At 54.7% G+C, this 20026-nt stretch carries 16 protein-coding genes; 9 read left to right on the top strand and 7 right to left on the bottom strand.

Translation table 11 applies throughout. The annotated features are described in order from the left end of the window. Positions 1 to 4: 4 nt before the first annotated feature. On the bottom strand, positions 5 to 388 hold the full coding sequence (locus MHH78_RS08050; RefSeq protein WP_036722077.1) for a globin domain-containing protein: 384 nt from the start codon (positions 386 to 388) through the stop codon (positions 5 to 7). 439 nt (positions 389 to 827) lie between these two features. Between MHH78_RS08050 and ylbJ the strand changes: the two genes are divergently transcribed. The 4 genes from ylbJ to MHH78_RS08030 all read left to right on the top strand — a co-directional run bounded on the left by ylbJ (position 828) and on the right by MHH78_RS08030 (position 5866). Next, positions 828 to 2099 carry a sporulation integral membrane protein YlbJ gene (gene ylbJ, locus MHH78_RS08045; protein WP_341167077.1) on the top strand — a complete coding sequence of 424 codons (1272 nt, stop codon included), beginning with the start codon at positions 828 to 830 and terminating at the stop codon, positions 2097 to 2099. A gap of 132 nt (positions 2100 to 2231) precedes the next feature. Further along, a complete protein-coding gene (locus MHH78_RS08040) occupies positions 2232 to 3029 on the top strand; it encodes an NAD kinase (RefSeq protein ID WP_076081552.1) in 798 nt (265 codons plus the stop codon). 172 nt (positions 3030 to 3201) lie between these two features. Continuing rightward, on the top strand, positions 3202 to 4380 hold the full coding sequence (locus MHH78_RS08035; protein ID WP_341167076.1) for a stalk domain-containing protein: 1179 nt from the start codon (positions 3202 to 3204) through the stop codon (positions 4378 to 4380). Positions 4381 to 4414: 34 nt separating this feature from the next. Next, positions 4415 to 5866 (top strand): S41 family peptidase, encoded by a 1452-nt coding sequence (locus MHH78_RS08030; RefSeq protein ID WP_341167075.1) that lies wholly within the window; start codon positions 4415 to 4417, stop codon positions 5864 to 5866. 164 nt (positions 5867 to 6030) lie between these two features. Here MHH78_RS08030 and MHH78_RS08025 read toward each other — a convergent pair whose 3' ends face one another. After that, complete coding sequence (locus MHH78_RS08025) at positions 6031 to 6690, bottom strand: YutD family protein (protein ID WP_341167074.1); 660 nt, start codon at positions 6688 to 6690, stop codon at positions 6031 to 6033. A 404-nt stretch (positions 6691 to 7094) separates the two neighbouring features. Then, a complete protein-coding gene (gene lipA / locus MHH78_RS08020) occupies positions 7095 to 8000 on the bottom strand; it encodes a lipoyl synthase (RefSeq protein WP_341167073.1) in 906 nt (301 codons plus the stop codon). A gap of 233 nt (positions 8001 to 8233) precedes the next feature. Here lipA and MHH78_RS08015 point away from each other — a divergent pair, with 233 nt between their 5' ends. After that, on the top strand, positions 8234 to 9349 hold the full coding sequence (locus tag MHH78_RS08015) for a M23 family metallopeptidase (protein WP_341167072.1): 1116 nt from the start codon (positions 8234 to 8236) through the stop codon (positions 9347 to 9349). 60 nt (positions 9350 to 9409) lie between these two features. Here MHH78_RS08015 and MHH78_RS08010 read toward each other — a convergent pair whose 3' ends face one another. Further along, entirely contained in the window at positions 9410 to 11110 is a 1701-nt protein-coding gene (locus tag MHH78_RS08010; RefSeq protein ID WP_341167071.1) for an alpha amylase N-terminal ig-like domain-containing protein, read from the bottom strand. 116 nt (positions 11111 to 11226) lie between these two features. Between MHH78_RS08010 and MHH78_RS08005 the strand changes: the two genes are divergently transcribed. Continuing rightward, complete coding sequence (locus MHH78_RS08005; protein WP_341167070.1) at positions 11227 to 12255, top strand: LacI family DNA-binding transcriptional regulator; 1029 nt, start codon at positions 11227 to 11229, stop codon at positions 12253 to 12255. Positions 12256 to 12434: 179 nt separating this feature from the next. Here MHH78_RS08005 and MHH78_RS08000 read toward each other — a convergent pair whose 3' ends face one another. From MHH78_RS08000 to MHH78_RS07990, 3 genes are all read right to left on the bottom strand, one after another. After that, entirely contained in the window at positions 12435 to 13106 is a 672-nt protein-coding gene (locus tag MHH78_RS08000) for an alpha/beta hydrolase (RefSeq protein WP_076081537.1), read from the bottom strand. A gap of 83 nt (positions 13107 to 13189) precedes the next feature. Continuing rightward, the gene (locus MHH78_RS07995) at positions 13190 to 13768 is read right to left on the bottom strand and encodes a hypothetical protein (RefSeq protein ID WP_036724879.1); all 579 of its coding nucleotides are present in this window, start codon (positions 13766 to 13768) and stop codon (positions 13190 to 13192) included. 23 nt (positions 13769 to 13791) lie between these two features. Further along, entirely contained in the window at positions 13792 to 14328 is a 537-nt protein-coding gene (locus tag MHH78_RS07990; RefSeq protein WP_341167069.1) for a hypothetical protein, read from the bottom strand. Positions 14329 to 14639: 311 nt separating this feature from the next. Between MHH78_RS07990 and MHH78_RS07985 the strand changes: the two genes are divergently transcribed. The 3 genes from MHH78_RS07985 to MHH78_RS07975 all read left to right on the top strand — a co-directional run bounded on the left by MHH78_RS07985 (position 14640) and on the right by MHH78_RS07975 (position 19990). Then, positions 14640 to 15941 (top strand): DUF6385 domain-containing protein, encoded by a 1302-nt coding sequence (locus tag MHH78_RS07985; RefSeq protein ID WP_341167068.1) that lies wholly within the window; start codon positions 14640 to 14642, stop codon positions 15939 to 15941. Positions 15942 to 16103: 162 nt separating this feature from the next. After that, entirely contained in the window at positions 16104 to 18173 is a 2070-nt protein-coding gene (locus MHH78_RS07980; protein WP_341167067.1) for a glycosyltransferase family 2 protein, read from the top strand. Then, positions 18173 to 19990 (top strand): tetratricopeptide repeat-containing glycosyltransferase family 2 protein, encoded by a 1818-nt coding sequence (locus MHH78_RS07975; protein ID WP_341167066.1) that lies wholly within the window; start codon positions 18173 to 18175, stop codon positions 19988 to 19990. The genes MHH78_RS07980 and MHH78_RS07975 overlap by 1 nt, the downstream gene beginning before the upstream one ends. The last annotated feature ends 36 nt before the right edge of the window (positions 19991 to 20026 follow it).

Genomic DNA, 20026 nt, shown 5'->3' with positions numbered 1-20026 from the left:
CACTTTATTCATGGGGCATATTGACAAAATGATGGGCGGGACCCGCCAGCCGGCTCAGGACAAACGTACGCAGGGACTCCTCCACACCAATCTCCTCCAGCGCCGCCTTCATGCAGGCGAGCCAATCCTCCGCCAGAGCAGGAGTGATGGGGACATGCATATGTCTGGCTCTCATCATGGGATGGCCGTGCTGCTCGGAGAACAGGGCAGGGCCTCCAAAGAATTGACTCAAGAACTGATATTGCTTCTCCAGCACCGGAGTAATATCTTCAGGGAATAACGGGCTGAGCTGCGGGTGAAGCTGCACCTTGGCATAGAACACAGTCACCAGACGGTGAATTCCCTCAGCGCCTCCCAGGCTGTCATACAGGCTCTCTTTCGGATTCATTTGGAGGTTTCGCCTTCTTCCATATTAATCTGATAAGCAGTTGCTTATCATTATACCAAAAAACAGGCTGCACAGTTATCCCTGCCTTAAGACATGCCTGCTAAGCCTATGAAAATAAAAATTTGAACAAAAAAAGGCGCCAAACCGGAGTTCAGCGCTCGTAAGCTAATCAGTATGTTCTAAAATCTTCATCACCAGGCGGGACAAGGGAGACCCGGATCACATATACAAAAGCACAAACGAGCACTCCGGCAACTACACTCATCACCATCACTCCATCCCTGAAAATCTATCTCAACAAGATGTGCATTAATTAAGTTTATAATACCATAATTTCAATGAAAAAGCACCGGTAAATGTAACCGTTTTCCTCGTTTTTTTGTGCTGTTTGTCCAGCTTTCGGCATACAACTAAGCATAGAACTGGAGGCGAGAAACCGATGACTCTGAACAAAATCGCAAGCCCGCTGCTCGGGATCGTGCTGGCGGGCTGTATGCTGCTGATGCTGGTCCATCCCGCCAGCTCCCTGGATGCGGCGCTGCGCGGGCTCGCCGTCTGGTGGGATGTGCTGTTTCCCTCGCTGTTCCCATTCTTCGTCATCTCTGAAATTATGCTGGGCTTCGGCATCGTCCATCTCTTCGGCGCTCTGCTTGATCCGCTGATGCGCCCTCTCTTCAATATACCCGGCAGCGGCGGCTTCGCCCTAGCAATGGGATATGTATCAGGATACCCTGTCGGCGCGAAATTAACCGCCAAGCTGCGCGAGCAGGGAATGATCAGCAGAATAGAAGGCGAGCGGCTCGTCGCCTTCACGACCTCCTCGGACCCGATTTTCCTGCTGGGTGCTGTCTCTGTCGGATTCTTTCACGATGCCTCTCTGGGGCTTGTGCTTGCCCTTGCCCATTACGGGGGAGGGCTCATCGTAGGTCTGCTGATGTCCTTCCATGGCCGGGGCAGGCCGGAAGCAGCAGCTGTGAACACCGCCCTCCTCCATTCAGGCAGCTCTTCTAAATCTTCGGAAGGACAAGGCCCCGGCAGGCTGCGGACTGCCCTGAACGCGATGGCACATGCGCGCCGGGTAGACGGCAGAAGTCTCGGCGAGCTGCTGAAGAGTGCCATTACCTCCTCACTCCAGCTTATTATTGTTGTCGGCGGCCTGGTTGTCTTCTTCAATGTGCTGATGGAGCTGCTCGCCCGTGCCGGCGTAATGTCCGCCCTGTTCAGCATGACCGGACGACTGCTGTCGCTGGCCGGCTTCCCGCCTGAGCTCTCAGCCGCCTTGGTGAGCGGCTTATTCGAAGTGACGCTTGGCGCCCGGTCGGCTGGTGAAGCTGCCGGAGGCGTACCGCTGCAATTCAAGGCTGCGGCGGCAGCGTTCATCCTCTCCTGGGGCGGCTTGTCGGTTCATGCACAGGTCGCCAGTATCCTGAACGGTACCGGACTGCGCTATCTCCCGTTCATGGCCGCCCGCCTGGTGCATGCCCTGCTCTCAGCGGTTCTGCTTCTCCTGCTATGGAAGCCGGTAGTCAGCTCGGGACTGGCTGGTCAGTGGTCCGCACTACCCGCCGCCTCCGGGCTGGCCGCTCCAGAAGCCGCTCTAATCAGCAGCATCAGCCTGCTCTGCCTTCTGCTCGCAGTCATGCTGGCCCTGTCGCTGGTGGTCTTTCTGCTGGGGAAGCTGTGGCGGCAATCTTATGCGCACCGCAGCTAATTCGATATGCCACGGCTCTATTGATGCAGCACTGAAGCGGATTCCGGCTTTTCACAGCGCTAATATTGTGTTCCGGGTCAAGATTGATTATGATCGGTGTATGACTGAATTACACAAAGGAGCCTGTACACCTTGAGATATTATGTTCTGGACCGCGGAGATGAATTATCCATCCAACTAGCGGAGCAATTTCACAAGCTGGCGCAAGGCCGGAATCTGGAGCTGGATGCCAAGTCACCGGAAATCGTGATCTCGATTGGCGGTGACGGCACGATGCTGCACGCTTTTCATACGTTTATCGATCAGATCCCGAACCTCGCATTTGTAGGCGTGCATACCGGCCATTTGGGCTTCTATGCGGACTGGCAGGCCGAAGAGCTGCCGTCCTTGATTGATTACATGTGCGGAGAGGTTGGGCCGCATAAACCCCGTATCGTACAGTACCCGCTGCTCGAACTGGAAATACATAAGAAATCCGGCTCCAGCAAGCACATTGCCCTGAACGAATTCACCCTTAAGGGCGTGGACGGGACGGTTGTGATCCAGGTGGATATTAATGATGTGACCTTTGAGATGTTCCGCGGGGACGGCCTGTGTGTATCCACACCTTCCGGCAGTACCGCTTATAACAAAAGTCTGGGAGGTGCTATGGTACACCCCTCGATCGAGGCGCTGCAGATTGCTGAAATTGCCTCCATTAATAACCGGGTATTCCGCACCATGGGCTCGCCGCTAATGCTGCCTAAGCATCATCACTGCGATATCTTCTCGCGCAAGGATCAGCGCCTGCTGCTGACCATTGACCATAATAATATTCCGGTGGATGATCTGATTTCGGTACGTGCTCAGGTCGCTGACCACAAAATCAGCTTCGCCCGTTACCGCCCTTTCCCGTTCTGGAACCGTGTCCGGGAGGCCTTCTTGGTCTAGTTAGTATTTGCCGATAAAGCCGGAGATGCCCCCGATCTCCGGCTTTATCATGCCGGCTGAAGGGAACTCTATTGAGCCTAGCAGTATCCCGTAGAATAAATAGACAGACGGAATTTCCAAATGGTATAATGGTTCTATTTTACAAAGTTTTCTATTTGAAGGAGCGAATCTATTGAAGAAATTAGTATCCCTGCTAGGCATCAGCCTGCTGGCCCTTGTGCTGGCGGTTCCCGCTTTTGCCGCAGACAAACCCATTAAGGTGTATATTAACGGCAGCAATCTTGCCTTCACAGCAGGGACTCCGTATCTGAAGAATAATACGGTGCTCGTGCCTTTCCGCGTTGTTTTTGAGAAGCTTGGCCTGCAGGTGCTGTGGGACTCCAAGACGGGTACGGTAACCGGCACCGGAACAGGGCTGGATATCAGCCTTAAGGTAGGCAGCAAGCGGGCCAGCGTCAATGGAACCGTCAAGCAGCTTACAGTCGCTCCTGTATCGAACGCCGGGACCACTTACATACCCTTGCGCTTCATTGCCGAAGCTACCGGGGGCACAGCGGTCTGGGATGCAGCCAGCCGCAGCGTGAAGATCACCGTATCGCCGTCCTCCGCCTCCAGTGAGCAGGAGATCAAGGCTATCATTCAATTAGCTAACCAATATTATAATGAAGAGAAGGCCAGCAGCTTCTATTCGCTTGTCGATGCAGGGGCAGACAAAACAGAAGCTGTAAGCAATATGAATTCCCAGTTCGAACTATATGACATCAAGAACACGATTGAGAGTCTTAAAGTCCTCAGTGTTACAGGTAATGAAGCTACAGTCTATACTGTCGAAAAAGCAGTACGAACCGGCGGTTATTATACTCCGGATGAGCAGTACGAATATTTATATACACTGATCCGTCAAGACGGCGCGTGGAAGATCTCCGAAATGGAGCTGCAGGAATCCTCTGTGCTGCTGACGCGCGAACAAGGCATGAAGCCCGCTGTGCTTCCACAGGGCGATCAGACCGGGATTAAGGATACGCTCAGCAAATACTACCAGGGTATGAATGCCCGCAATGCAGATGCAGTCCTTGCCGTGATGACCTCGTACGATAAGGAAGAGGATGACTCTTACAAAGAGGAGCTGCGTGATTATTTCAAAACCTACGATCTGAGCTATGCGGTGTCTTCCTCCAATGTCTTCTATTACACTGACTATGAAGCCGCAGTCTATACGGAAGTGGTGATTACGGACGGTGAATCGAAGGAGACCTATACCCAGTCTCTGATCCTCCTGCTCTCGAAGCCGGAGAGCGGTGCCTGGACGATCGACACTACTTATCATATCGGCTTCGACGCGCAGTCCTAAATTCAAAAATTCATCTAAAGGATGTAATGAACTCATGAAATCAGCCAAAATCGTTACCGCACTCTTAAGCGGCTGTCTGGCGCTATCCATCGCCTGGGCCCCTGCTGCTTCAGCGGCAGATGCTGCTGCCTCTACAGAAGCGGCGCAAGCCTCGAAGACGGAGATCATCAATGAAATTATGCAATATCTGGAGTATTACAACGTTGAGGGTGTGGACCAGGATACACTTATCCGCGGTGCAATTGACGGTATGGTAGGCACATTGGAAGATCCTTATAGCCAATATTTCACGAAGGAGGAGGCTGCTGACTTCGGTCATCAGGTCGATCTGGAATATGTCGGCATCGGTGTCCGGCTGATGTATACGGCCAAAGAGCTATATATTGAAGAGGTCATGAGCGGTTCACCGGCCGAGGCCGCTGGGCTAAAGCGCGGCGACTCCATTCTCAAGATCAACGGGGTGCGGGTGGCTGATACGAACGGCGATGAGCTGAGCGGCAAAGCGGGTACGAAGGTCTCTCTGCTGATTCAGAGAAACGGAGCTAACAAATCCTATACGGTAACCCGCAGTGAAATTGCTACAAGCTCCGTGACCAGCAAGATGCTTAACTCTAAAATTGCTTATATCTCCATCAACGGCTTCACCCAGACTGCCGATGAGGAATTCTCCGCAGCGCTGGACAAAATGCGTTCAGGCGGCATGAAATCGCTGGTTCTTGATCTGCGAAATAATACGGGCGGATATATGGACAGCGCTCAGAATATCGTCTCAAAGTTCATGGATTCCGGCATTATGATGTACACCTCCGATCAGACCGGTACACTGAAGCCGGTCGCAATTACGAACGGCAGCAAGATCGGCGTGCCTGTGGTCGTATTGACCAATGAATATACGGCCAGCGCCTCCGAAGCCTTAACCGGTGCACTTCGTGACAACAAGCTTGCTACAGTTGTAGGCACGCGCTCATACGGAAAGGCCCGGATTCAGAGCCTGATTCCCATGTCCGGCGGCGGCGAGCTGAAGCTGACCACCATGAAGTATCTGACTCCGAACAAGGAGGACTTCAACCATATCGGGCTTGCGCCTGATATCGAGGTCAAGGGCAAAACTGCCCAGTTGATTACCGCTCTGCAAATTGCCGGTATGAAAGAGATTGTCGCGTCTGGTGACCATCATATCCTGGATATCAACGGCACTGCTTTTGCCGGAAATGTAGGTCTGATCAAGCAGGGCGATAAGGTGTATGCTGCCTCCCGTGTCCTCGCCGCACTAGTGGAGAATGAGGTCTCCTGGGATGCCAAGAATAAAAAGGTAATGCTGACCACCGGCGCCGGTAACGTATTCGGGTTCACCCTGGCCTCCAAGGAGGCGCTGTTCCAGGACGGAGAGTCCTTCATCGAGCTGAATGCCTTCAAGAAAAAGTTCCCTGCGCTCGTATGGAGCTACAATGCTTCACTGAAACAGCTGAAATTAGCTGTTAAATAGAATCGTCAGAGGTTTTTCGCATACCTTTGGCCCGTGCCCTCTCGCCCGCCCATAGAATTAGAAAAAGCCCCTTCAGCTAATGTGCTGAAGAGGCTTTTTGAGTTACATTGAGATCCGGGGGTACATGCTGTCCCCTTGGCTATCGTCTAGTTGTCCTGCTTGTTCTAGTTACTATCCTGTCTGCTCTGGTTGTCCTGCTTCTCCGGTCTATCCTGCTTATTCTGATTCGCCTGCTTGTTAGACCGGTTGGAATGGTTGTCTTTGTGTTCTCTGTTCTGCCGGGGATTATTCGGTTGGCCTTGCTGGCCTCTGCCCTGGAACTCTTTATGGTTCTTCTTGCCCTGGCCTTCTTTGTTGCGGTGATTGCGGCTCTGGTGCTCACGCACCGGTCTGTCTTTGGTTACATGCTCCCGGCCTGCACTCTTCGTCTGCGGCTCCCGGTGTTCTTTTACCGTTACCACCTGTTCAGCATCCTGCTCCAGATCTTCGTCTAGCTCCGGCTCCGGGATTTCCTTGATCAGAATATCCTTGAAGCTTCCCTCCTGCGGGGACTCCTTCAGCTTATGCAACACAAAGTACGCACAACCAAAGTTACAATATTCGTTAATATAATCCACCATGCCTGAGATGGCCGTGTCCCGGTTCACTTTAGGGTGATTATCCCGGTAAAAGCCTTTGAGGCGCAATTGGCTGTAGCCCCAGTCACCGATGATATAATCGTACCGGTCCAGCACTTCGCTGTATCTTCCGCGAAAAGCCTCCGGGTTCCAGCCATCCTTATGATCGAGCATCAGCTCGTAACCTTTTCCACCTATAACGATCAAGCGTGTGTCGCCTGCCTTTCAATAATATCTAGGGGGGGCGTTGATAAGCCGTCATTGCGCGGGATTTTGAATTTCCGGCCGCTGTTGTGTTCTGATTTCCTCCATTTAACCGCTAAGCGGTTGAAATCAGAACACAAAGGCGGACGCTGCCGCTCCTACAATTTCAAAATCCCTCTCCATGACTCCATCAACGTGAAGGGGGTGCAAACGTCACCCAAGAACCTCGCCGGCTATCGCGGCATTGGTTCTTTCGACCCTTCAACCCCTTTTAAAAACAAACCTAAACCTTAAAACCTAAAAACATTAAAACCAAAACCTATCTACTGTGACTCCGTCACGCGGCAAACTTGTTTACACAAGTTTTTATAAAATCGAACCCAACGCAAATAGACTAAAAGACCTACCTATGCCTGTGAAACGGAGCGCGCCTCACGGGCCACGGCAGCAGACTTCACCTGCTCATGGGCACGATAAGAGCTGCGCACCAGCGGGCCGGCCTCCACATGGCTGAAGCCGCGCTTCAGGCCCTCTTCCTTCAGCACCGCGAACTCCTCCGGCGGATAGTATTTCTCCACATTCAGATGCTTCGGCGAAGGCTGAAGATATTGTCCTAATGTCAATATATCACAATCTACAGCTCTAAGGTCATCCATCGCCTGCAGAATCTCATCCCACTGCTCACCGACGCCAAGCATAATGCTCGATTTGGTCGGAATCTCCGGCTTCATCTCCTTGGCCCGGCGCAGCAGCTCGAGGGAACGGCGGTACTTGGCTCTGGCCCGTACACGGTCCGACATCCGCTCCACGGTCTCGATATTGTGATTGAGGATATCCGGATTGCTGTTCATTACGGTCTCCAGACTCTCGCGGTCCCCCAGAAAATCAGGAATCAGCACTTCAATGCTGCATAGAGGAAGGCGCTTACGGATCGCGGACACAGTCTCGGCAAAAATCGCCGCACCCCCATCCTTCAGATCATCGCGGGCCACGCTCGTAACCACACAATGCTTAAGCTGCATGCCTTCGGCAGCCTCTGCCACACGTTCCGGCTCCAGCAGGTCCAGCTCGGTCGGCAGGCCTGTATTCACCGCACAGAAGCGGCAAGCGCGCGTACAAATATCCCCCAGAATCATGAAGGTCGCCGTGCGGTTAGCCCAGCATTCATAAATATTCGGGCAGCGTGCTTCCTCGCATACGGTATGTAACGTCTTCGAGCGCATCATACCCTTGATTTCCTGATATTCCTCACCGGTGGTTAACTTGATTTTGATCCAGTCTGGCTTGGGCTGTTTGGCTGTTCGATTAGTCAAAGTGATGAGACCCCGCTTTCGATCTGAATGTCATGTCAATTTATTTCACAGTCAAAAGTTGCTGCCTCATATTATAGCATGTGAAGTAGTCCTTTGCCTGTTTTTGTGAACCTTGGAGCAGTCATGGATAAAAAAAGTCCTTTTGCTTCAATCTAAAGAAAAGCACCTGGCCCGAGTGCCGCTTCCGCAAACATATATGCAATTCATGCGCCCAAACGCAGGAGGATGAGATCATGCTGGCCTTAATAAAGAGCCCCTACACCCGCAGAACCTTGATGTGCATGTCTGCCGCCGCCCTGCTCTGGAGCGGCAGTCCTGCCGAAAGTGCCCAAGCTGCCCGTTCTTATAAAATTCCCGAACTGAGCTCGGGCAGTCCTGCTCCTGCTCCCGCAGACAGCAAAGAGACTGCCGCTGCTGACCGTAAGCAGCTCTTTGAGCAGATGGGCGCGGCAACGGGCATTCCCTGGTACCGCTTCGCTGCCATCGATCAGTACGAACGGTCCATCGCCAGGAAGAGCAAAAAAACAGCCGCCGCAGAAAGCCCTTCTGCAGCGGCCAAGCCAAGGCTTACCGGAATTATGATTCCGGCGCCTGTATGGTCCGGCCCGCTGAACCCGGATCAGGACGATAAGCAACCGGACTCCATCCGCTTCTTCGGCGGCTTCGGGGTGGATGGATCAGGGGACGGCATCGCCGATCCCGAGAGCGATGCCGATGTGCTCTACAGCATGGCCCGCCACCTGCTCAAGTACGGGGATTCCGCTACGGATTTCAATATAGGGATCTGGGAGTATTATCACAACGGGCGGGCCGCCCAGCGCGTCTCCCAGTTCGCCAAGCTATATGAGCATTTCGGACGGCTGGACCTGTCCGGTAGTGCATTTCCGCTGCCAATCGGGACCAATTATGCCTACCGCAGCACTTGGGGAACCGGGCGGAGCTGGGGCGGCGCGCGCATTCACGAAGGCACGGATCTGTTCGCGCCGCATGGCTTGACGGTGCGCAGCACCTGCTTCGGCATTGTTGAGACCAAGGGCTGGAACCGCTACGGCGGATGGCGCATCGGTATCCGCGATATCGAGAACCGCTACCATTATTATGCCCACCTGATGGGATATGAGAAGTCCCTGCTGCGAGGGGATATTGTCACTCCGGGACAGACCATCGGCTGGGTGGGCAGCTCCGGCTATGGCAGCCCGGGTACACAGGGCAAGTTCCCGCCCCACCTGCATTATGGCATCTACCGTGACCGCGGCATTACGGAGTGGGCCTTCGATCCTTATCCGCTGCTCAAGCAATGGGAGAACAAGGAATTCCGGCTGCTGAGACTGAACAAAAAGAAGAAATAACACCTGCTTGCTGCGCCCCTCAGAGTCCATTACTCTTTAACCGTGGACAGAGGTTACAGGTTATTGCAGCATCAGACAGCCAAACGGCTCGATCTCCACAAGAAGCTTGCTTGAGCTGCGGAGGGTGAGTCCGCTTAACAGCTCAGTCAGCACTTTGGTGTCCGAACGGTAGGCGGGCAGCTCCAGATGGTAGCGGTTGGGGGAGTTATTGATAATTAGCCCCATCCGATCCTGCCCGCTGCGCCGGACATAGCCAAGGATCCCCCGCGTCTCATCTGTGAACCAGGGGCGGAAGGCCCCACGGCGCAGCACCTCATGCTCTGTTCTCAGCGAGATCAGCCGCTTGTACCAGTCCAGCAGTCCGGTATGCTGAGCCTGCTCCTCCCAGAGCATCGGCCGCCGGCAATGCGGGTCTGTAGCGCCTTCCATTCCAACCTCATCCCCGTAATAGATCATCGGCAGCCCAATATAAGTCATCTGGAAAAAGACAGCCAGCCGCATCCGGCTCATTGCCGTAGCTTCCCGGTCCCAGCCCCGGCCCCCCTCCTTGCAGGCGGTCAGGAAACGCAGCGTATCGTGGCTGCCCAGCAGCTGGAACATCGCTGAATTGGCCTGATCATTGTACAAGGCCTCCTGGTGCAGCAGCTGCTCCATGAACCGCGACGGCCCCGCAGACTGCGCTGCAAAAAACTCCAGCACCGCATCCCGCAGCAGGTAATTCATCCCGCCGTCGAACTGGTCTCCCCGCAGCCAGGGCCCGGAAGCATGCATAATCTCGCCGATCAGCAGCAGGTCCGGGAATTCCGCCTTCAGCTCCCGCCGCAGTCTTGTCCAGAAGGCCGGAGTCACCTCGTTAGCCACATCCAGTCTCCAGCCGTCGATCCCGGCTTCCCGCACCCAATACCTGGCAACGTCCATCATGTAATCCGCTACCTCGGGGTGATCCATATTCAGCTTCGGCATACTCGCCTCCGCCTTGGCGAAGGTCTCATAGCCGGGAGCCGGCTTAGTGCTGACCGGGAAGGAATGAATGAAGAACCAGTCCTTATAGCGTGAGGCCTCCCCATGCTCCAATACATCCCGGAAGGCAAAAAAGGTATCGCCGGAATGATTAAAGACCGCATCCAGCAGAACCTTCATTCCCAGCCGGTGAGCAGTCCCGACCAGCATCTTCAGATCCTCAAGCGTCCCGAATCCAGGGTCTACCTTATAGTAATCGGAAGTATTGTACTTATGCCCGGAAGGCGATTCAAAGATAGGCGTCATATAAATAGCAGTAATGCCAAGCTGCTGTAAGTAGGGAAGCTTGTCTGTAATACCTTGAAGTGTCCCTTGATGGTAGCTCTCGGGGTAAATCTGATAGACCACCGCGTCTGAACTCCAGGCAGGCAGCGCAATAGCCTGCGGGCGGTGAATATAGGCATATTGAAAGGCACCCGCCTGGTCCCTGTTCTCCGAGCTTCCCCGCTCCCCATACCATATGTATTCACCTGCGGGATTCCCGATGTGGAACAGATACCGGCATTTGCCAGTCTCGGCCGGAATAAGGGCTTCATGAATGTCATACGCTCCGGCACAGCCGATCCGCTCCATCTCTTGCGGAAGCTCATGACCGGGTGAATCATAACGGTCAGCGTGGACAACCGTGCAGGACAAGGACTGTCCGCTCTGCACGAATAGTCTGAGTTTAAGCAGACGGGGGCCTGCCGGGAAGGCAAAAGGGTCCTCCGCTGTGTGATATACGAATAACCGGGTAAGCATACTGTATAGTCTCCTTTTATGCCGCATAGAGCAGCCTCAGCAACTGTGTTATTATGACAGGTAGAACAAGGTTCGCCATTAGGGCGTACCATACCGTAAGGACGGGAGGGAAAGCTATGAAAGTTACTATTAAGGATATCGCCCAGGCAGCGGGTGTCGCCAAATCCACTGTATCCAAGGTCATGAACGACTCTCCCAAAATATCCGAGGAAACGAAGGCCCGGGTCCGGGACATCATCAAGCAGATGAACTATACCCCAAGCAGCATCGCCACCGGACTTGCCAGACAGAGCAGCAATACGATAGCTATCCTGATAGATATGTCCAAGGAAAGCGAGTTTCTCAATCAGTTCTTTTATAACATTATCGGCGGGGTAGAGAGCGTCATTGGTCCTCTGAAATACGAGCTGACCATTGCCAATATCCAGCATGACCATGCGGAGGGGCATTTCCTGCAGAGACTGGTGCTGAATAAGCGGGTGGACGGCATTATTGCCAACACCTCGGTGCTGACTCCTGACCTGTGCGCGGAGCTGAACCGGCTTGAGTTCCCCTATATCTCCATCGGTGAGATCAACGCTCCGGGAATCTGGGTCGATTGCGACAATGAGCTGGGCGGATTCATGCTGACCCGGCATCTGCTGGACCAGGGCTACCCGTCTGTGGCCTTCATCGGCGGCGAGAAGGATGAGCCGCTCTTCCTGCGCCGTGCAGCCGGCTATCAGCGGGCACTCAGCGAGGCGGGAATGGCTGTGCAGAGCGAATGGATCATCAATGGCCGGGCGGCCCAGGAGGATGGCTATCAGGCAGCCAAGCAGCTCCTGCAAAGTGCGAATCCCCCCGGCTCCATCGTCTGCATGAGCAACTTCTCTGCTTACGGCGTGCTGCAGGCGGCCCGGAAATTGAATATCTCCATTCCTTCACAGCTGGGCATTGCCACGTTCGATGAATATCCCTTGTCCCCCTACACCACTCCTCCGCTGACTTCACTCGATATGGATACCTTCCAGCTCGGCGCATCCGCAGGACGATTATTAATGGACAAGCTGGATAACAAAGAAGCTGCCGTGAGCGGACAACTGCTGGAGCCGGAGTTGATTCCCCGGTTATCTTCCAAGCGAAGCGGCGGGGCTGCTGCGGAATAACTAACGGAATCACGCAATAACGGAATAGAAGAATAGCGGGAGGACGGTAATCATTCTCTTCAATAGGAAACCGGTTTCCTTAAGCTGAAAATACCACGCCCCCTCCTCAATGTCAACGTATAATCATAGAAGCAGCGACAGACCGAAGAACCCTTTCCAGCCCTGGAAGGGTTCTTCGTCTACCCGGAATCGCCGGCGCGGCGGATAAACCGGAGCACTTCATCCATCATGGCGGGACTCTCCGCGCTATGGCAGACCATATGTCCGCTTTGCTCCATAATCAGCACCTGTCTGCGTTCCGAGGGAATCGTCTGCCGGAGATAGTCCGCACTTTTGAATTTCACGAGATGATCCCGCCTGCCCTGTACAATCAAGGTCGGCACCTTCAGCTGCGGATAGACCTCGAAGCTCTCACGCACCAGCCGCTGGAACTCCCGCGTGGCTCTCATGGGTGTAGAACCCCATTTGCTGAGATAATTCCGGAGCATCTCCGGGCGGACCAGTGTGCGCAGAATCTCGGCCGGGTTGAGCGGATACACCGGGGTTGACAACAAGGTGAGCGACTGAATCCTGGAAGCATACTGAACGGATAGCCGAGATGCAATCAGCGCTCCGGTAGAGAAGCCGATCAGATGTACTTTGTCAGAGCTTGAGAATAGCTGCTTCAGCTCCTCCTCGGCGCTTAGCTGCCAGTCCCCCCGGCTTGAATGAAGCAGCTCCCTTCTGCCGCCTCCATGTCCATGCAGGGTAAACATTCTGGACACATAGCCGCTGCGCTCCAGAAACTGCGCAAGCGGAGAAATCTCGTATTCACCTCCGGTGAAGCCGTGTATAAACAGACAAGTCTCCATGCTTCCTCCTCCCCAATCCTCTGATTCATCCATTTATAGAAAAATAAACCTTTGTCACCCTGAAGTCAAGCGGGCACGGACTGCTATCTCTCCCACCAGTTCAGACTTAATGCAGATATAATCGTCCCGACTGCCGCGCTTGAGGAGCTTACGCTGATGCTGATGACATTGTTCGGAGGGACGATAATGCTGCCGGTAAAAGCCGGGTTGAACACTCCCGGCGCAATCTGAACATTCGCCAGCACAGTCCCCCCGGAAATAGCTGCGGTGGAGGACTGGACCGTCATGCTGCTTGCTGCCGCGCTGGCCAGATTATTATTTACCGGCGTCACCGTGGACGGCGAAGAAATTGTGCCTCCTTTGACAATGGTAAAGCTGCCAGAGATCGAGGTCAGCACCGAGGTGCCGCCGATACTGCCGCTGATCCGGGACAGATACAAGGTCCGGCCGCTGCCCGCAGGATTACTGATGCGGACCGAAATGACGGCCGAGAGAAGAGACAGCACGATCGTTGCCGAGTTCGAGGCATTCGCCGAGAATAATACGGCGGCCTGCGAAGCGCTGATCTCTGGCGGGGCACTGATATCCGGGGCACGGAAGGTGTTCGTCATTTCCACATAGACCGGCTGGTCATTGTCATTGATTACATAGTTGTTGGGCATGGTTCTTCTCCTCCTCTTCCGTACTAAAACTCCCACCAGCTGATGTTGCCTGTTGCCGCAGTACTCCCTGACGCAATGGTTACCGAGATCGTAAGAGAGTTGCCGGGAGGCAGGATAATCCTGCCATCCATATTAAGGATGACCGGACCTATGGCCAGCAGCATCGACATTAATGTTGCCGGAGAACCTGTAGGCGCAGCCGTTGCGGTCCGGGCAGTGCCGACGCTTGTGACCGAGCTCCCGAAATTATAGTTGACCGGAGTGACCGCCATCCCCCCCACCGTTGCATTACGCAGCAAGGTTAAGGTGACCGACGCTGTTCCCGTGCTTGCGATGATGCGGGAGATATACAAGGTACGTCCGCTGCCGCCGGGATTAGCTATCTGCAGGACAAGCGGGGTTGAAGTACCCACCGTGGAGGCAAAAGGAATCCCAAACAATAAACCTGACATCGCGGCTCCCGCTTCAGGCAGAGTATCGATCCCGGGTGCAATATAGGTGTTAACCTGCTCGGTATACAGCGGCTGGCTATTCTGATTAAATACAGTCTCATTCGGCATATTCTCACTCCTTCTGTCGGTCTAGCATATTTTCATAGTATGCGAAGCTGTCCGGCAGGTTGTTTGGCGGCTGCGTATTTTTGCAGGGCTAACCCAGTCATTCTCTTAAAAGCTCCATATCCTAATATCACACCATTCGAATGGTCCTGTCCAACTCATGCTTCTCTCTATTAACCCGGCAGCCTATACATGCTTATGGACCCAGACGACGGTTTGGGTCTTTTCATGAGCAGGCTGACGGCAGAAATCGCCCACAGAAAGGATGACTCCATTTGCCAAATTTCAGTTCATTTCAGGCCAATCCGGATAATTTGCGCACACTTATTTTTGGCCGGGACCCCTCGACCCTGATCGACCGGCCGCTAACTACGGATACCAGCGGGAACCTGACCACCGTCATTTTGAACGGCACCATCTCTAGTATACTTGGCGCAACGATCACTGCCGGTACTTTAACATCTGCTGGTACGGTGACCAACCTCTTAGACGGTACGATTACTAGCGTGCTTGGTGCAACGATCACTGCTGGTACTTTAACATCCGCTGGTACAGTAACGAACATCCTCGCTGGTACGATTACTAGCGTGCTTGGTGCAACTATCACTGCTGGTACTTTAACATCTGCTGGTACGGTGACCAACCTCTTAGACGGTACGATTACTAGCGTGCTTGGTGCAACGATCACTGCTGGTACTTTAACATCCGCTGGTACAGTGACCAACCTCTTAGACGGTACGATTACTAGCGTGCTTGGCGCGACTATCACTGCTGGTACTCTATCATCCGCTGGTACAGTAACCAACATCCTTGCTGGTACGATTACTAGCGTGCTTGGTGCGACTATCACTGCTGGTACTCTATCATCTGCTGGTACAGTGACTAACCTGTTGGATGGTACCATTACTAGCGTGCTTGGTGCGACTATCACTGCTGGTACTCTATCATCTGCTGGTACAGTAACGAACATCCTCGCTGGTACGATTACTAGCGTGCTTGGTGCAACTATCACTGCTGGTACTCTATCATCCGCTGGTACAGTAACCAACATCCTCGCTGGTACGATTACTAGCGTGCTTGGTGCGACTATCACTGCTGGTACTCTATCATCTGCTGGTACAGTGACTAACCTGTTGGATGGTACCATTACTAGCGTGCTTGGTGCGACTATCACTGCTGGTACTCTATCATCTGCTGGTACAGTAACCAACATCCTCGCTGGTACGATTACTAGCGTGCTTGGTGCAACTATCACTGCCGGTACGCTGAGCAGCGTAACGTCTATTTCCCAGCGCAGCTTCATTGAGCTGCCTACAACGGCAATTGCAACCTCGGATACCTATACGCCGCTGCCGGCCAACAATACCAGTGTCCTTGGCACCTATTCCTACTTCATTGTGAATACCGGAGCCAATCCGGTGAATACACGGGTCGAGATCAGTGCAGACGGAACCAACTATTTCGTCGATACGACCGGAGACAATCCGCTGCCAGCAGGTTCTGTAGACGTTATTGTGCCTGCCCGGTTCCTGAAATACACCCGCCTCTCCTATCAATCCGCCACGCCGGGTGCGGCTTCTACGCTTAATGTTATTTTTGATGCACAAGGAACGTAAGCATAATTTCCGTCATACGATGCAGGAGCCAAGAGTGCATGGATACCCATGTACTCTTGGCTGTGCGTTATTCCGCATCTACATAAGACGGCAGCAACGCATATACATTCTTATTTTTGCAGAATACCCGGAGGAATTAAGGCCCGCGAAGGAGGAACGATCTTGAATCAATCTGCCAAACCTACACTAGGAGTACAGCTCATAGTCAACAATGAAGCCGAGCTGCTCCCACGTTGCCTAGCTAGTCTGCAGGGCGCCGATGAAATCATCGTGGTCGATACCGGCTCCACGGACCAGTCCGTGGAAATCGCCCGGAGATACGGGGCAACGGTAATTGAAGCCCAGTGGAACCACCATTTCTCAGACGCACGCAATACCGGTCTCTCCCATGCGGCCAGCAGTTGGATACTGGTCCTGGATGCAGATGAAATCCTTCAGACTTCCATAGATTCAATCAAGGAGATTCTCGGAGGCAGCACAGCCGAAGCGTACACGGTGCGCATAGAGAACCTGCTGGGTAGCAGGCCCGAGGATCGTCTGTATCACCATCCTGTGCGGCTGTTCCGGGGTGGGCAGGGCTATCTTTTCTGCGGGAGAATTCATGAAAGTGTAGAGTCCTCTATTCTCACAAAACATGGGTCCGCCGCCATCGAGGCCAGTCCAGTTGAGATTCTTCACTTCGGCTACCTGCCCCCGGTCATGAGCGCCAAACATAAAATCAGCCGCAACGAGCAGCTGCTGCGTCTTGCGCTTGCAGAAGAGCCTGACGATGTGTTCAGCCGTTATAATCTGGCAGTCACCTGCTGTCAGGACGGACGGCTGGAGGAAGCCGGAGAACTGCTGCGCCAGAGTCTTACCCTCGCTCCGCTTCAGGCTTCTTACCGTCCCTCGATCATTCGCGATCTGTGCAAAATCGATCTGGCCGCCGGTCATGTGAAAGCGGTCGACAGCCTGCTGACCCGCGAGCTGACACGTTATGGAGATTATCCCGACCTGCATTACATGCAGGGCCAGTCCTGGGAGAGCCAAGGATTCTATGAGCGCGCCGTCCAGTCTTACCAGCACGCCATAGATACCTCGTCTGCCCCGGCTCCGCGCAGAGCATACGTCACTGAACAGGGCATGGACAGCTTCCGCCCGCTGCACCGGATGGGGGCCATTTTCCAGCAGCTCGGGAAGCAAAAGGAAGCCGCGCAGCTGTACCATCGTGCGCTTCAGCAGCACTCCCTGTATCTCCCCGCTTTGGAGGGGATCGCTGCTGCTTTTCAGGAGCTGGAGGTGCCGGAGGGAGAGATCGCCGCACTCTTGATACAGCTGACCGGCACAGCACAGCGTGCTGCCAGAACCGCAATTATCGGTACTTTATATCAGCTGGGCGCTTATAAGGCAATTGCAGAGCTGCCGCCTGCGGTCTGCCCGCTGGAGGAGGACACCTTGCTGTTCCTGCTGTCTTCCTGGATCATTACCGGAAAATATCATTCGTTCAGGAAGACAGCCGCCAAGCTGCGGGCCGGCAATCTACAGCTCTCAGCCGGAGGATTGGACACAGAAACGGTGCGGCAGCTATGGCTCCTTGAAGCCATGCTGACATGGGAACTGGGCGAGAAGCTGCAAGAGGAGTTGTGGCAGCAATCACCTGCGGAGGTGCGTTCCGCATTGCTGGAGATCGACGCAAGGTTGTCGTCCGATGCTGCCGTGCAGCAAGCGGAGTTCGCCGCCTTCGGGGAATCCACTCTGCTTGCCGAGGTGATCCGGCTCGCTGTGAAGCACCAGTTCATCGCGCTGGGCAAGCGGCTGGTTGAACGCTTCCCGGCACATACAAGCACTCTGGCAGAAGCGCTCTATGAGGAAGGCTGGCGTGCAGAGGCGGGGGAACTGTTCATCGGCCTTGCAGGCAGCAAGGAAGCTTCAGGCGCAACCCTGCGGTATCTCGGAGAACTGCTCATCGATAACGGGCATTATGCGGAAGCTGCCGGCTGGTACCGGCTTGCCCTGGGGGAATCCCCTGCAGACGATGCAGTTAGCACCGGACTGGCGCTCTGTTATCTGCATCTGGCGGAGCAGCGTCTCGCAGAAGCTGTAGAACGTCTCCAGGGGGTGGGACAGCCGGTTCAGGGTCCGCTTCAGGAGGACAGGGCAGCGGTTGCCCAATCCATCTCTGTGCTGCGCTGCACCCCCTGGCATACGAAGTGGAATTACACGCAGCGGCAGAGAGGAGCGGGTCTGAGCTAATGACCACGAAACCACACCAACCGCTGATTTCCTTATGCATGATTGTCAAAAATGAAGCCGACAACCTGGCCCGCTGTCTGCGGAGTGCGCGCGGGGCTGCGGATGAAATCATCATTGTGGACACCGGCTCCACCGACGCCACCCGATCCATTGCCCGCAGCTTCGGTGCCCGGATCATCGATTACCCGTGGAACGGGGATTTTGCCGCCGCACGCAATGCCGGGCTGGCCCTGGCACGCGGCACCTGGATTCTGGTGCTGGATGCAGACGAGGAGTTGGAGCCGGGGAGCCGGGATGAGCTGCTGGTATGCGCGAAGCATACGGAGTATGAGGCTTTTTTTGTGCGGATTCATAATCACCAGGGGACAGAGCGTGCTTCGCAGACGCTTACGGTTAACCCGATCCTCCGAATGTTCAAGAACCGCCCGAATTATCGCTTCAGCGGCATTATTCATGAGCAGATTGCGGCTGTCATTGTGCAGGAGACTCCGGATGCCGCGATGCATATGGGCACCGTCATTGTCCATCACTACGGCTATGCCGCCGGGGTCGTGGAGCGAAAAGATAAAATCAGCCGTAATCTCGGATTACTGAAGCAGCAGCTGGAGGAGAGTCCTGGAGATGCTTTTCAGCATTTCAATCTGGCGGTTGAGTATATGCGGCTTGGCGATTACGGGCAGGCGCTGGAGCATATCGGCACCTCGCTGAACCTGGCCGAGCCGGGGACCAGCTATATTCACCTGCTCTATAAATACAAGGCCCGCTGCCTGGCGGTAACCGGCGATTACCCGGGTGCGCTGGAGGCGTGCGGGCAGGGAAGCTCGCTCTTCCCGGACTATCCCGATCTTCACCATCTCAAAGGTGCGCTGCTGCTGCAGGTCTCAGCCTTAGCCGAAGCCAAGGCTGCGCTATGCAGGGCACTGCGGATCGGTGCCTCACCTCCCCTCTACCATACGGAATCCGGGATAGGCACCTATCTCACCCACACGCTGTTGGGGCAGGTCTGCCAGCAGATCGGCGAAGACCATGAAGCGGCAGCCTGCTTCACCAGGGCAGCCCAGCTCCAGCCGGACCCCTGGCTGCTGATTCCCCGGCTCACGCGCCTGTTCAAATGCACGGGCCGCGAACCTGAGCTTCACGGCTGGCTGGCCGGTCAGCTGCCCGGCATCCTGACGGAGCAGCGCCAGGAGCTACTGCGCCTGCTGGTAAGGGATGGCTGTTACACAGCGGCTGCTGATATGCTTGAGGGCGGGGTGAGGGCTGGTGTGGTGGCGGGAGAGATGGATGCTACGGCGCAGAGTGCGGGTGAGATCGATGGCGTGATGCAAGATGCGGGAACGGTGGATGCTGCGGCGCAGAGTGCGGATGAGATCGATGGCGTGATGCAAGATGTGAGGGCGGTGGATGCTACGGCGCAGAGTGCGGATGAGATCGATGGCGTGTTGCAAGATGCGGGAGCGGTGGATGCTACGGCGCAGAGTGCGGGTGAGATCGATGCTGGGGTAGGTGCTGGAGCGGTAGATGATGCAGCGCTTGAGGTGCCGCCTAGCGCTGATTTGTTGAAGCTGTTGCAGCGGGCGGAAGCAGCTTCCGCAGCTGAGCTGAGCTACGATGATATCACCGGGCTGCTAAATCATCCTGCAGTTAACCCGGCGGACGGGAACACCTCACTCCCCTTATCTGCTATTGCTGCGGCTGTGCAGCCCTTGATTCTTTTAGCTGACAAGGTTCTGGCTACGCTCGTAACTTCGGCAATATATTCACCGGCGGCTGCGGCTGCGCGTCTCACTCTTCCGCTTCCCAGATCAACCGATTAGTATGTCATCAGATGATCGGAGTTGCGATAAGCCTTA

Source organism: Paenibacillus sp. FSL H3-0333 (assembly GCF_038002805.1).
Lineage (GTDB): Bacteria > Bacillota > Bacilli > Paenibacillales > Paenibacillaceae > Paenibacillus_AQ > Paenibacillus_AQ silagei.
The sequence above is the reverse complement of the archived record's forward strand: the minus strand, read 5'-3'. Positions and strand labels throughout refer to the sequence as shown.